Annotated in this window: 11 protein-coding genes; 4 read left to right on the top strand and 7 right to left on the bottom strand. The window is 72.5% G+C overall.

Annotation, left to right across the window (positions count from 1 at the left end; genetic code table 11):
- The first annotated feature begins 7 nt into the window (after nt 1-7).
- Nucleotides 8-1,303, top strand: a complete 1,296-nt coding sequence (locus V5F49_RS11725; protein WP_394115632.1) for an adenylosuccinate synthase — start codon at nt 8-10, stop codon at nt 1,301-1,303.
- A gap of 39 nt (nt 1,304-1,342) precedes the next feature.
- Nucleotides 1,343-2,707, top strand: coding sequence for a hypothetical protein (locus V5F49_RS11720; RefSeq protein ID WP_394115633.1), 1,365 nt, complete (start codon nt 1,343-1,345; stop codon nt 2,705-2,707).
- 890 nt (nt 2,708-3,597) lie between these two features.
- On the opposite strand, the gene V5F49_RS11715 is transcribed toward V5F49_RS11720, so the two are convergent.
- The 4 genes from V5F49_RS11715 to V5F49_RS11700 form a co-directional block, all read right to left on the bottom strand.
- The gene (locus tag V5F49_RS11715; protein ID WP_509210784.1) at nt 3,598-3,672 is read right to left on the bottom strand and encodes a hypothetical protein; all 75 of its coding nucleotides are present in this window, start codon (nt 3,670-3,672) and stop codon (nt 3,598-3,600) included.
- Nucleotides 3,673-3,886: 214 nt separating this feature from the next.
- Entirely contained in the window at nt 3,887-6,559 is a 2,673-nt protein-coding gene (gene mutS, locus V5F49_RS11710; RefSeq protein WP_394115877.1) for a DNA mismatch repair protein MutS, read from the bottom strand.
- Nucleotides 6,560-7,103: 544 nt separating this feature from the next.
- Nucleotides 7,104-8,090 carry a zinc metalloprotease HtpX gene (gene htpX / locus V5F49_RS11705; RefSeq protein ID WP_394115634.1) on the bottom strand — a complete coding sequence of 329 codons (987 nt, stop codon included), beginning with the start codon at nt 8,088-8,090 and terminating at the stop codon, nt 7,104-7,106.
- A gap of 112 nt (nt 8,091-8,202) precedes the next feature.
- Complete coding sequence (locus V5F49_RS11700; protein ID WP_394115635.1) at nt 8,203-8,409, bottom strand: hypothetical protein; 207 nt, start codon at nt 8,407-8,409, stop codon at nt 8,203-8,205.
- A 504-nt stretch (nt 8,410-8,913) separates the two neighbouring features.
- On the opposite strand from V5F49_RS11700, the gene fae reads away from it, so the two are divergent.
- Nucleotides 8,914-9,420, top strand: coding sequence for a formaldehyde-activating enzyme (gene fae, locus V5F49_RS11695; RefSeq protein WP_394115636.1), 507 nt, complete (start codon nt 8,914-8,916; stop codon nt 9,418-9,420).
- Between the two features lie 309 nt (nt 9,421-9,729).
- Here the strand turns inward: fae and V5F49_RS11690 are convergent, their stop codons facing one another.
- The 3 genes from V5F49_RS11690 to V5F49_RS11680 all read right to left on the bottom strand — a co-directional run bounded on the left by V5F49_RS11690 (nt 9,730) and on the right by V5F49_RS11680 (nt 11,878).
- Nucleotides 9,730-10,644: a beta-propeller fold lactonase family protein gene (locus V5F49_RS11690; RefSeq protein ID WP_394115637.1), complete on the bottom strand. Its 915-nt coding sequence runs from the start codon at nt 10,642-10,644 to the stop codon at nt 9,730-9,732.
- Nucleotides 10,645-10,760: 116 nt separating this feature from the next.
- A complete protein-coding gene (locus V5F49_RS11685) occupies nt 10,761-11,297 on the bottom strand; it encodes an SRPBCC family protein (protein WP_394115638.1) in 537 nt (178 codons plus the stop codon).
- 113 nt (nt 11,298-11,410) lie between these two features.
- Entirely contained in the window at nt 11,411-11,878 is a 468-nt protein-coding gene (locus tag V5F49_RS11680) for a DUF3280 domain-containing protein (protein WP_394115639.1), read from the bottom strand.
- 206 nt (nt 11,879-12,084) lie between these two features.
- On the opposite strand from V5F49_RS11680, the gene pedA1 reads away from it, so the two are divergent.
- Complete coding sequence (gene pedA1, locus V5F49_RS11675) at nt 12,085-13,332, top strand: lanthanide ABC transporter ABC transporter substrate-binding protein PedA1 (protein WP_394115640.1); 1,248 nt, start codon at nt 12,085-12,087, stop codon at nt 13,330-13,332.
- The last annotated feature ends 30 nt before the right edge of the window (nt 13,333-13,362 follow it).

Below are 13,362 nucleotides of genomic sequence, written 5' to 3'. Positions count from 1 at the left end.
CCTGAAGGTGGCCAATGTGGTCGTGGTCGGCTCCCAGTGGGGCGACGAAGGCAAGGGCAAGATCGTCGATTGGCTGTCCGAGCAGGCGGACGTGGTGGTCCGCTTCCAGGGCGGCCACAATGCGGGCCATACGCTGGTGGTCGGCGGCGTCACCTACAAGCTCTCGCTGCTTCCCTCGGGCGTGGTGCGGCCGGGCAAGCTGTCGGTGATCGGCAACGGCGTCGTGCTCGACCCGCAGGCGCTGGTGGACGAGCTCGCCCGCCTTGCCTCGCAGGGCGTCGTGATCGGCCCGGACCGGCTGCGCATCGCCGAGAACACCCCCCTCATCCTGCCGCTCCACCGCGAGCTGGACGCCCTGCGCGAGAACGCCTCCACCGAGAGCGCGCGCATCGGCACCACCAAGCGCGGCATCGGCCCGGCCTATGAGGACAAGGTGGGCCGCCGGGTGATCCGCCTGGTCGACCTCACCGATCCCGCCACCCTTCCCGCCAAGGTCGAGCGCCTGCTGGCCCACCACAACCTCATCCGCCGCGGCCTCGGCGTGGAGGAGGTGGACGGCGCGGCGCTGGTCAACGAGCTGATGGCCCTCGCCCCCAAGGTCCTGCCCTTCATGGACCGGGTGTGGGAGCTGCTCGACAAGGCCCGCAAGGACGGCAAGAGGATCCTGTTCGAGGGCGCGCAGGGCGCGCTGCTCGACATCGACCACGGCACCTATCCGTTCGTCACCTCCTCCAACACGGTGGCCGGTGCGGCCTCGGCCGGCTCGGGCATGGGCCCCGGCGCGCTCGACTACGTGCTCGGCATCACCAAGGCCTACACCACCCGCGTCGGCGGCGGCCCCTTCCCCACCGAGCTGACCGACGAAGTCGGCAAGACGCTGGGCGAGAAGGGCCGCGAGTTCGGCGTCGTCACCGGCCGGCCGCGCCGCTGCGGCTGGTTCGATGCGGTTCTGGTGCGCCAGACGGTCCGCACCAGCGGCATCACCGGCATCGCCCTCACCAAGCTCGACGTGCTCGACGGATTTACCGAACTGAAGGTGTGCGTCGGCTATCGGGTGGACGGGAAGGACATCGACTACCTGCCGGCCGAGAGCGGGGCCCAGGCGCGCGCCGAGCCCATCTACGAGACCATGGAAGGCTGGCAGGACTCCACCGCGGGCGCCCGTTCCTGGGCAGACCTGCCGGCGGAGGCGGTGAAGTATGTGCGGCGCGTGGAGGAGCTGATCGGCTGCCCGGTCGCGGTGCTGTCCACCAGCCCCGAGCGGGACGACACGATTCTCGTCCACAATCCGTTCCAGGCTTAACGGGGTCCCCCGGGGCCCAAGGCGAAGCGCACGTCTCAGATGGCTGACTACTACCCGCTCTTGGTCCGCGCGATCTCCAGCCTGCCCCAGAAGACCGGGGAGGGCCGGCGCGCCGTCTATGACCGCGCCCGCACCGCCCTGATGCGCCAGCTGCGCGGCGTGGACCCGCCCTTGCCCGAGGGCGAGATCACCCGCGAGCGCATGAGCCTCGAGGAGGCGATCCGCCGGGTCGAGGCGGAATACGCCCAGCAGGACAACGCCGCGCCGGAGCCGGACGAGGACGACGACGCGGTGGAGGAGGTGGCGGCCCCGGCCCCGGTTCCGCCCAGGCCGCCCGCCTTCGAGCCGCCGGCCCGTCCGTTCACGCCGCCGCGTCCCGCTGCCGAAGCCGAGCCCGCCCGCGCGCCCGAGCCCGCCGAGGCGGACGCCGCCGAGCCGCCCGCCCGCTCCGAGCGCCGCCTGCCGCCCCGCCCGCGCGATGCCGACGAGGACGCCGACGGCGAGGCCCGCCCGCCCCGCCGGGGCGAGGTGCGCAGCCGCGGCTCCGGTGGCCCCCGCCTGCCGGCGCGCGGGGAAACGACCCGCCCCTCGGTGAAGAAGTTCGTGCTGTGGACGGTCGCCGCGCTGCTGGTGCTGGGCGGCATCGCCTTCGCGGTGGTGAACCGGGACCTCATCCTCGGCGGCAGCGGCGACCAGCGCCCGGCCGCGCCCGCGGTCTCCGGCTCGGCCGAACAGCCCAAGAGCGCCGACCGTATCAGCGCCAATTCGGGCGATGCCGCCCGCCGCGCGCCCAGCCAGGCGCCGCGCGCCACCGGCAGCAACACCGCCCGCGCGGTGCTGATGGAGGAGACGCCCGGCGGCGCCCAGCCCCAGACCTTCGAGGGCACGGTGACCTGGAAGACCGAGACGGTGAACGCCGGCCCCGGCCTGCCGCCCGACATCGGCCTGCGCGGCGACGTGGTGATCCCCGAGCGCAAGATCGCCATGAGCTTCGTGCTCCGGCGCAACACCGACCAGACCCTGCCCGCCTCCCACACCATCGAGCTCGGCTTCAAGCTGCCGGACGACTTCCCGTTCGGCGGCATCGCCAATGTGGAAGGCGTGCGCATGAAGCCCAACCAGCAGGCCCTCGGCACCCCGCTCGCCGGCCTCGCGGTGCGGGTGAACCCCACCCTGTTCCTGGTGGGCCTCTCCGAGAAGACCGCCGACCGCCAGCGCAATGTGACGCTGCTGCAGGCCTATCCCTGGATGGACGTGCTCATCGCCTACACCAACAGCAAGAAGGCGCTGCTGGCGTTCGAGAAGGGACCGGCCGGCGAGCAGGCGTTCAACGACGCCTTCTCCGCCTGGGGCGAGCTGCTCCAGCGCCCGCCGGCCCAGCCCGCCACCCAGAACGGCGGCTGACGCAGCGGCCTTGCGTCTTGGTCGCCCGGATGCGCCAGCCATCCGGGTGCCGCCAGCGGAGCTGAAGCGCTCGCCTGCCGCGGGCGGTGTCCCGGCAGCTTTCGCCATTGCCGCCTTTTCACCCGCGCGGTGGCCCTGCATGCGCACGGGTTGCATGCGAACGGGTTCGTCGCGGCGCCCCCACGGCGCCGCGCGCTCCGCCGACACGCGGACCGAACCGGCGCACCCGGTACTTCCGGCCGACACCCGAATCCCCCGATACGCGCCGGCCCGCCTGCGCAGCGCCAAGCCCCCTCTCGGCCCCGATGGGCGCCTGCGCGCCGAAGCGGACCAACCCGACCGCGTGAAGCCGGGCCCTCTCTGTCGCCGATGGGGACGGATGCGGCGCTGCTGATTGCGACTACGTGCCGGCCCCGATCGCCCCGGCCGACGAAAGCACCGGGAACCCGGCCTCCACCGCCGTCTCCACCGCGGCGCAGCGGAGTGGAGCCATTCGCCGAATCACCCCGAGACGCCTGCGGCCATGCCGGCGCCTTTGCCCGGGCGCTCCCCGGCCGCACGCGGCGGAGTGGCACGGCCCGCCGGATCACGCGGGACTCGGCCGCGCCGGCGCCTCCGACGCGGCGCCACCTGCGCCACCTGCGCCACCGCGCGCGGGGTGAGCGAATGGGGCAAGGCTGTCGAGGGGCGCCAGCACCGTCTTCAGATCATCGGCGACGGCGCGGCCGCAAGCCTGGGGCGAACGGCGAAGGCGCCTCGGTCGTCGAGGAGCCTCGGCAGCGGCGCGGCATGATCGGCCGTCTCCACGTCCATCACCGCAGCACAGGCGCCGGCTTCCGCTGGCCGCCGGAGAAAGGCGCGGCCCGGCGCCTCCTGCTTCCGCCCCGCGCTCACCCGTCCCGGCGCAGGCCCTTGAGGCGGTAGAGGGCGTCCAGTGCCGCGCGCGGGCTGAGTGAATGGGGCAAGGCTGTACCGGAGCTACAGCACCGTCTTCAGATCATCGGCGGCGGCGCGGCCGCAAGCCTGGGGCGAACGGCGAAGGCGGTCCGGTCGTCGAGGAGCCTCGGCAGCGGCGCGGCGCGCTCGGCCGTCTCCACGCCCATCACCGCAGCACAGGCGCCGGCTTCCGCTGGCCGCCGGAGAAAGGCGCGGCCCGGCGCCTCCTGCTCCGCCCCGCGCTCACCCGTCCCGGCGCAGGCCCTTGAGGCGGTAGAGGGCGTCCAGCGCCGCGCGCGGGCTGAGCGCATCCGGGTCGAGGCCATCGAGCGCCTCCAGCACCGCCTCCGCCTTCGGATCGGCAGGGGCCGGAGCAGCCGCTGGTTTCGGGCGGGCGGCGAACAATGGCAGATCGTCGATGAGCCGCTGCACCGGAGAGGCGCGCTCGGCCGCCTCCAGCTCCGCCAGCACCGACTTCGCCCGCGCGATCACCGCCTCCGGCAGGCCGGCGAGCTTGGCCACCTGGATACCGTAGGAGCGATCGGCCGCGCCCGGCACCACCTCGTGCAGGAAGATCACGTCGCCATGCCATTCGGTGACCTTCACCGTGGCGTTGGAGAGGCGGGGGCAGCGCTGCGACAGCGCGGTGAGCTCATGGAAATGGGTGGCGAACAGCGCCCGGCAGCGGTTCACCTCGTGCAGGTGCTCCAGCGAGGCCCAGGCGATGGACATGCCGTCGAAGGTGGCGGTGCCGCGGCCGATCTCGTCGAGGATCACGAGGGAGCGCGGGGTCGCCTGGTTCAGGATGGCGGCGGTCTCCACCATCTCCACCATGAAGGTGGAACGCCCGCGGGCGAGGTCGTCCGCCGCGCCGACGCGGGAGAACAGCCGGTCCACCACGCCGATTCGCGCCGCGCGCGCCGGCACGAAGGCGCCGGCCTGGGCCAGCACGCAGATGAGCGCGTTCTGCCGCAGGAAGGTGGACTTGCCCGCCATGTTGGGGCCGGTGACGAGCACGATGCGGCCGCCCTGCGCTGCCCCGGCTTTGGCGCCTTCCGGCGGGGAGAGATCGCAATCGTTGGGCACGAACGGCCCGCCCTCCTTCGCCAGCGCCTGCTCCACCACCGGGTGGCGGCCGCCTGACACCGCGAAGGCGATGCCCTCTTCGATGTGCGGGCGCACGTGGTTTTCCGCCGCCGCCAGCTCGGCGAAGCCGGCGGAAACGTCCAGCTCGGCCAGCGCCTCGGCGGCGGCGCGCAGGGTCTCGGTGGCGGCCACGACGGCTGCGGCGAGGCGCTCGAACACCGCCTGCTCCAATGCCAGCGCCCGCTCGCCGGCGCTGGCGATGCGGCTTTCCAGCTCGCCCAGCTCGACGGAAGAGAAACGCATGGCCCCGGCCATGGTCTGGCGGTGGACGAAGACGGCGTCGTGGGGCGACTCCCGCAGCTTCTCGGCATTCTGGGCCGAGACCTCCACATAATAGCCGAGCACCGCATTGTGCCGGATCTTCAGGGCGCGCACGCCCGTCTCCTCCACATAGCGCCGCTCCAGCGCCGCCACCACGCGCCGGCTCTCGTCGCGCAGGGCGCGGGTGGCATCGAGCTCGCCGTCGTACCCCTCGCGCACGAAGCCGCCGTCGCGGCGGTGATGCGGCAGGGCGTCGGCGAGCGCGGAGGCAAGGTCGAGCGCCAGGGCCTGCGGCACGCGGGACAGGCGCGCCGCCGCGCGGGCGATCTCCTCCGGCGCGCCGGTGCCGAGCAGGGCGGCGATGGCGAGCGCGCCCTCGAGGCCGTCGCGCACGGCGGCAAGGTCGCGCGGGCCGCCGCGCTGGAGGGCGAGGCGGGTGACGGCGCGGGCCATGTCCGGCGCGCGGGCGAGGCGGGCGCGCAGATCGCGCCGCAGGGCCCCCTCCTCCACCAGCCAGCCCACCGCATCGTGGCGGGCGCGGATGGCGGCAAGGTCGGTGAGCGGCTCGGCGATGCGGCGGGCGGCAAGGCGGGCGCCGGCGGCGGTCACGGTGCGGTCCACGGCGGCGAGCAGGGAGCCGCGCCGCTCGCCGGAGGTGGTGCGCACCAGTTCCAGATTGGCGCGGGTGCCGGCATCGATGGCCATGATGCCGCCCTCCGCCTCCTTCACCGGGCGGGAGAGCAGCGGGCGGGCGCCAAGCTGGGTGCGGTCCACATAGGCGGCGATGGCGGCGGCGGCCACCAGCTCCACGCGGGAGAAGCTGCCGAAGGCATCGAGCGCGGCGACGCCGAAGAAATCCGCCAGCCGCTTCTCCGCCCCGGCGCCGTCGAAGGCCGCACGCGGCAAAGGGGTCACCGCCGGGAAGTCGCGCAGCAAAGCGCGCAGCTCTGCGTCGTCCAGCAGCGCGTCGGAGACGAGGATCTCCGCCGGCTCGATGCGGGCGAGGTCGCCGGAGAGCGCGGCGCGGCTGGTCGCCGCCACCCGGAAGGTGCCGGTGGACATGTCGGTGAAGGCGAGGGCATAGGCGAAATCGTCGCCGCCGGAGCCGGAGCGCACCCGGGCGAGGGCGGCGAGCACATTCTCCCGCCGCGCGTCGAGGAGCGCGTCCTCGGTGAGGGTACCGGGGGTGACGAGGCGCGTCACGTCGCGCTTCACCACGCTTTTCGCGCCGCGCTTCTTGGCCTCGGCGGGGTCCTCCAGCTGCTCGCACACCGCCACCCGGAAGCCGAGGGCGATGAGCTTGTGCAGGTACTCCTCGGCGCGCTCCAGCGGCACGCCGCACATGGGGATGTCCTCGCCCAGGTGCTTGCCGCGCTTGGTGAGCACGATGCCCAGCGCCTGCGAGGCGGCCTCCGCATCGGCGAAGAACAGCTCGTAGAAATCGCCCATCCGGTAGAACAAAAGGCTGTCCGGATTGGCGGCCTTGATCTCCAGATACTGCGCCATCATGGGCGTGACGCGGGCCTCTGCGGCCGGCGCGGGGGCGGGGGCGGCCGTGCCCGCGGGTGTCTCCCCGGCGGCGGCCGGCTGTTCGGAAGCGGGGGCGGTCTGGCTCGCGGGGGCGCTCTTCATGGCCGCAGGCTAACGGGCGCGGCGCGCCCTGTCAGGGCAGGCGGCGGCGGCATCGACAGGAAATGCGGGGATGGCGGCGCGGCGCGCCGTCTTCAAATCGCCGGCCTGCCCGGCGCACGGGTGCCGTCTGTGGCTCCAAGGGACCGGCCGTTCGGGCCGCCCCTCGATCCGAGGTCGGTCAGGCGCGGGCGATCCCGCCCCTTCCTCTCAGCCGGGAGGGCCGGCGGCCGTGGATGCCGCCGGGCGCGGCGCGCCGTCTTCAAATCGCCGGCCGGGCCCGGCGCGCGGGTGCCGCCCGCAACCCCACGGGCCGGCCGTTCGGGCCGCCCCTCGATCCGGGGTCGGTCAGGCGCGGGCGATCCCGCCTCTTCCTCTCAGCCGGAAGGGCCGGCGGCCGTGGATGCCGCCGGGCGCGGCGCGATCAGCCCCAGGGGCCGGCGCGGCGGCCGGGCGCCGGGCCACCCCAGGGATTGCCCGTCGGTCCCGCGCCATGGCCCGAACCATCGGGCGGCGCGCCGGCGGGCGGAGACGGCGGGGCCGCATGGCCGCCGCCGGACCCACCCATGCGGCCGGCGAGATCGCGCAGGGCGGCGATGCGGTTCTCCACATTGGGATGGGTGGAGAACAGATTGTCCATCCGCGCCCCGGAGAGCGGATTGATGATGAACATGTGGGCGGTGGCGGGGTTGGCCTCAGCCTCATAATTGGGCACGTGATGGGCCGCGCCGGAGATCTTCGCCAGCGCCGCGGCCAGCGCCATGGGCCGGCCGAGGATCTCGGCACCGCCCCGGTCGGCCTCGTATTCGCGCGAGCGGGAGATGGCCATCTGCACCAGCATGGCCGCCATTGGCGCGAGGATGACCATCAGGATGGTGCCGATGGCGCCGAACGGATTGTTGCCGTTGCGATTGCCGCCGCCGAACAGCAGGCCGAAGTTCGCCAGCATGGAGATGGCGCCGGCGATGGTGGCGGTAATGGTCATGGTGAGGGTGTCGTAATGCTTGATGTGCGCCAGCTCGTGCGCCATCACGCCGGCCACCTCGTCGGGCGTCAGGCTCTGCAAGAGGCCGGTGGTGGCGGCGACCGCGGCGTTCTGCGGGTTGCGGCCGGTGGCGAAGGCGTTGGGCTGCGGGTTGTCCATGATGAACACGCGCGGCATGGGCAGGTCCGCCCGGCGCGCCAGCTCGCGCACCATGCCCACGAACTCGGGAGCGGTGGTCTCGTCCACCTCGCGGGCCCCGTACATGCGGAGCACCATCTTGTCGGCGTTCCAGTAGCTGAACAGGTTCATGCCCGCCGCCACCACGAACGCGATCATCATGCCGCCGCGCCCGCCAAGCGCGAAGCCCACCGCCATGAACAGCGCGGTCATGCCCGCGAGCAGGATGGCGGTCTTCAGATGGTTCATCCCTCTCCTCCCGGCGCCGGCGCCGCATGACGCCAGGTCGCGGCCGCGCACGGCAAGAGGATGGGAACACGGCCCGGCCGGCGCAAGGGGGAGGCGCGGCCGGCGCCCCGCCTCAGGTATCCCGGGACAGGCGGTTCGCCGGCACGCACTTCCAGCGGCCCACCTGCCACTGGGGATGGCTCTCGCTCCACTGGGCGATGGCGGCCTGGGAGGACATCATGCAGGCCGTCGGGGCGGCGGCCTCCATGGAGAAATTGATGTGCTCCTCGCGGCAGGTGGCCGGAGCGCTGATGAGGCAGGCATAAAGCACGATGAACATGGGCTCGACTTTCCGCTCGGTTCGCTTCGCGTGCGCTCCCCTGGTTCCACTCCCCGGCCGTGCCGCCTGCGGCCTGTGCGCGACCGCGCCGGACGGGTCCGGCTGCGGTCACGCCTTGCATTGCGCGGCCTGATTTTCCTAGCAATTCCGGTGCCATGGGCACCTTTCCGGCCCCGAGCCTCCGCCTCCTCCGGACCCGCCGGAACCACCCGCTACCACCCTCCCCGAGCCTCCGTGACCCCGCCCGGCGCGGGAGCGCCGCGATACCGCCGGCTAACATTCCGGAATCGCTGCATCGCACGGCGGTCCGCGCTGCGACGCGGGATGGAAAGACCCGTGCGCCGCCTTGCTGTGGCCGGCGCGCCACGCTAGGCTCCGCCCGCTATCTGGTGAACCGGTTCGGCGACTGCCGGGCGCTGACAACAAGGGTAGGCGGCATAGGACCGCTATCCGGAATGTCTTCGGGGCGGTCATCCCTGGTCGATCTACGAGGGAGGACAGAAGGTGGCTAAGATCAGCAAGGTGCTCGTGGGCGAGGCGCTGGTGGGCGATGGCAACGAGGTCGCGCACATCGACCTCATCATCGGCCCGCGCGGCAGCGCGGCCGAGACCGCGTTCTGCAACAGCCTCACCAACAACAAGGACGGCTTCACGTCGCTCCTCGCGGTCATCGCGCCGAACATGCCCTGCAAGCCCAACACCATGATGTTCAACAAGGTGACCATCAAGGACGCGCGGCAGGCGGTGCAGATGTTCGGCCCCGCCCAGCACGGCGTCGCCAAGGCGGTGCAGGACTGCGTGGCCGAAGGCACCATTCCCATGGACGAGGCCGACGACCTCTACATCTGCGTGGGCGTCTTCATCCACTGGGAAGCGGCGGACGACGCCAAGATCCAGCAGTACAACTACGAGGCCACCAAGCTCTCCATCGAGCGCGCCGTGGCCGGCAAGCCCACCGCGAAGGAAGCGACCGATCAGCGCGATATCGTGAAGCATCCCTTCGCGGCCTAGAGCGCGATCCGAGCGGATTGGCAGAATTCGCTCGGTGAATCGCCCTCCATACTTAAAAACGAGACCGCGCGATCCGATCAGATTGCGAAACAATCTGATCGGCGCGTGATCGAGAGCGGAAACCACCCTGGACGGAGCGGCGGCCCTCGGCCCCCCAAGCCGCAGGGGCTGCTCCAGCGGTTGGCCGCCATCATCCTCGGGCGCTGAGATCCGGCGCCCGCGCCATCCGGCCGGCGGCACCCCCGCCGGCCGCTTGCATTTCGCGCCGGGCGCGGTCGGGGGCGTGATGGCAATGCGCATGGCCGGGCCTCACGGGTCGCGGCGGATGAAGGCGCCGAACGCGCGCGGGCCATCGCCCACGGGCAGTGTCGCCACCACCTTCAGCGCCCCGACGTCGATGACCGAGAGCGCGTTGTCGAACCAGTTCGCCACATAGACGTGGCCGCCGTCGCCCGCCGCGGCGATGCCCTCGGGATATTCGCCCACGGGGATGGTGGCGCGCGGCGCCAGCGTTCCGGCATCGAACACGCTCACCGTGCCGGCATACTGGTTGGTGACGAATGCCAGACCCTGCGCCAGCGCCACCGCATAGGGCCGCGATCCCACCTTCACCGTGCCGGCCACGCGACGGGCGGCGACATCGATGACGCTCACGTCGTCCGAGCCCACATTGGCGGTGAAGGCGCGCGTGCCGTCGGCCGAAAGGGTGATGCCGAACGGCCGCTTGCCGACGCCGATCACCGCCACCCGCTGCAGATGCGCGGCATCGATCACGGAGACGGTGTCGTCGTCGCGGTCGGCGGTGAGCACGAAGGCGCCGTCCGGCGTCACCGCGACGCCCGAAGGCGAGGCCCCCGCCGGAGCGATGCGCGGCGGGGCGGGATCGTCCGGGTCCACCACCAGAAGGCGCGCGCCGTACCAGTCGGCCACATAGACCGGCGATCCCGATGGCGCGACGGCGACACCCAAGGGTCCGCCGCCGACGGGAATGCGCGCGGTGACGCGGCGCGCGGCGGTGTCGATCACGCTCAGGGCCTTGCCGTCCGGCGCGGTGACGAAGGCCCGCCGGCCGTCCGCCGTCACGGCGATGCCGGCCGGGGCGCCGGGCACGGGAATGCGCGCCACCAGCCGCCCGCCCGCGCCCTCCAGCGCCACCACCGCCACCTCGTCGGCCGGCTGGTTGGTGATGAAGGCTTCCTCGGCGCGCGTCGGTGCCGCCGCCATCCAGGCACTCGCGAGCAGCAGCGCGCCGAGGCCGCGCCGGGATACGGCGCCGCCGGCCAGGGGCAGCCCCGGTCCGCCCGCCCGGACACCGGGCGCGGCGGCATCGGCCTTCGCGCTCAGGAGCCTTTCTCCAGCCTCGCCTTCAGCCCGTCGAGCCCCGCCCGGTAGACGCCGGTGACGGCGGCGATGGCGGCATCGTCGTTCAGCTCTGGCGGGGGATCATTGTTGGGGTAGCCGCGATAGAAGGCGCCGCGCCACTCCACGCGGGTATGGGTGTCGTCCACGGGAATGACGATGAGGGTGGAGGAATAATTGGTCACGGGAAGGACTTTCACGTCCACCTCGGTGATGCGGTAGGAATAGGACTTCTGCTCCGGCTCGAACTTGTAGAGCACCTCGTCGATGGTGCCGCCGCCCTTCAGGGTCAGCTTGCGGGTGGCGTCGATGGCGTTGCCGCCCTGGCCGGTGGTGGACGCCACCGCCGGATGCCAGCCCATGTCCTGGAAATCGCCCATGGCCGCCCACACCTTGTCGGCCGGCGCGTTGATCTCCACCGCCTCGGTGATCTTCTTGCGGGTGGGGCCGTGGGCATCGGCGGCGAGCGGCGCGAGCGCGAGCGTCACCGCCGCCAGCGTGGCGACAAGGAACCTCATGAACATCATCCTCCGTGTGCGGCCCTGTTCCGGGCCGTGTGATGCGGCGCCGCGGACCGGAGCGGGCGAGCGCTTTCGCGCGCGGCGCAGACCGGTTCGCGGGCGCGACGACCTTACGGCGCGAGCGGCGGCTGGCCGGGCGCGAATATGCGGTTCTTCACCAGATAGCGGGCGCCGCGCAGCCAGGCTTCATCGGTATTGCCGCGGATATCCACCTGTCCGGCGCGCAGCACCTTCTGCTCCCCCTCCACCTCGCGCACCTGCAGCGACAGGGAGAGGATGAGGTTGGAAATCTTGCGCACCACGCCCACCACTTCCAGCCGCGCCCCGGCCGCGCGGGCGATGTCCGCCTCGCAGCCGTTGCACTTGAAGAACGGCCCGTCGTCGGCGATCCGCGCCGCCTGGGGCGCGAGGTCCACCGGCGCCATCTCGCCCGAGGCGGACAGCAAGGCGACGAGCTCGCCGTTCACCAGCTTCAGCCGCTCAGCCTGCTCGGCGCGCATGCTCTCGCGGGTGTCGAGCGTGTCGTCGAAGAACTCGAAGCCGAACACCGCCGTCGGCACCGGCGCCGCAAAGGCCACGGTTCCGCACGCCGTCATCAGCATCAAGGACAATACGAGGCACGCGTCCCGCATGAGCAAAAACCTGTTGGCGCACGGAGCGTCTCACAGCTCCGCGCCAGGTGGCAAGGCGCGAACATCTTATTGTTTTCTTAGATCTATTCGATTGCCTCGCCCGCCTGATGGTGTCTAGATCTTGCCATCCGACGCGCCGGGAATGCCCGCCCATGCCGACCGTCCGCCCTCGCCTCCTGACCTGCGCCGCCCTGCCGGCGATGCTGCTCGCGGCGCTCGCGGCCACCCCCGCCATGGCGCAGCCGGCCGCCCCGCCCGCGGCCGAGGCGCAGGCCGCTCCCACCGCCCCGGCGGTGGAGGTGCGGATGGGCCTTCTCACCCGCGAGGTGCCGCCCCCGCCCCTCTATGACCTCCTCGCCGTTCCCCAGGACGAGGCGGTGGCCGGCGCCGATCTCGCGGTGAAGGACAACAACACCACCGGCCAGTTCACCGGCCAGAGCTTCGCGCTGGAGACCACCACCCTCGCCGAGGGCGACGACCCGGTGGCGGCCGCCCGCGCGCTGCTGGAGAATGGCGCCCGCCTCCTCGTCGCCAACCTGCCCGCTCCCGAGCTGCTGGCGGTGGCCGACGCGGCACGCAAAGCCGGCGGCGTGGTGTTCAACGTGGGCGCCACCGACGATGCCCTGCGCGGCGAGGACTGCCGGCTCAACCTGTTCCACGTTGCCCCGAGCCGCGCCATGCTGGCCGACGCGCTGGCCCAGTTCCTCGCCGCCAAGCGCTGGACCCGGCTGTTCCTGGTGGTGGGGCCGCAGCCGGCCGATCAGCTCTATGCCGAGGCGGTGCGCCGCTCCGCCAAGAAGTTCGGCCTGAAGATCGTCGCCGACAAGCCCTGGACCTTCGGGCCGCTGGCCCGCGACCGCTCCGACAGCATCACCCGCTCCGACGCCCTGGTGTTCAGCCGCGGGGTGGAGGCCGATGTGATCGTGGTGGCGGACGAGGCCAATGACTTCGGCAATTACATCCCCTTCCGCACCGCCGAGCCGCGGCTGGTGACGGGCACGCAGGGGCTCACCGCCGGCACCTGGCATCCGGCGCAGGATGCCTGGGGCTCGGCCCAGCTGCAGAGCCGCTTCCTGCGCGCCGCCAGCCGCCCCATGCGCCCGGCCGACTACCAGGCGTGGGTTGCGGTGCGCATGATCGGCGAGGCGGCGACCCGCACCCACGGCGCCGATGCCGCCGCCATCGCCCGCTTCCTCGCCTCGCCGGACTTCAGCCTCGCCGCCTTCAAGGGCGTGCCGGTGAGCGTGCGCGCGTGGGACCTGCAGCTGCGCCAGCCGCTGCTCATCGCCCAGCCGCTGGGGATCGTCTCGGTGGCGCCGGAAGACGGCTTCCTGCACCGCCGCACCCCCCTCGACACCCTCGGCACCGACGAGGGGGAAACCCGCTGCCGGCTGAAATAGCCGCCCCGACCACGCCGACCAACGCCAACG

Origin of the sequence: Xanthobacter lutulentifluminis, assembly GCF_043194675.2 — a bacterium.
Taxonomy (GTDB): Bacteria; Pseudomonadota; Alphaproteobacteria; order Rhizobiales; family Xanthobacteraceae; genus Xanthobacter.
This window is presented reverse-complemented; position numbering and strand designations above follow the sequence as displayed.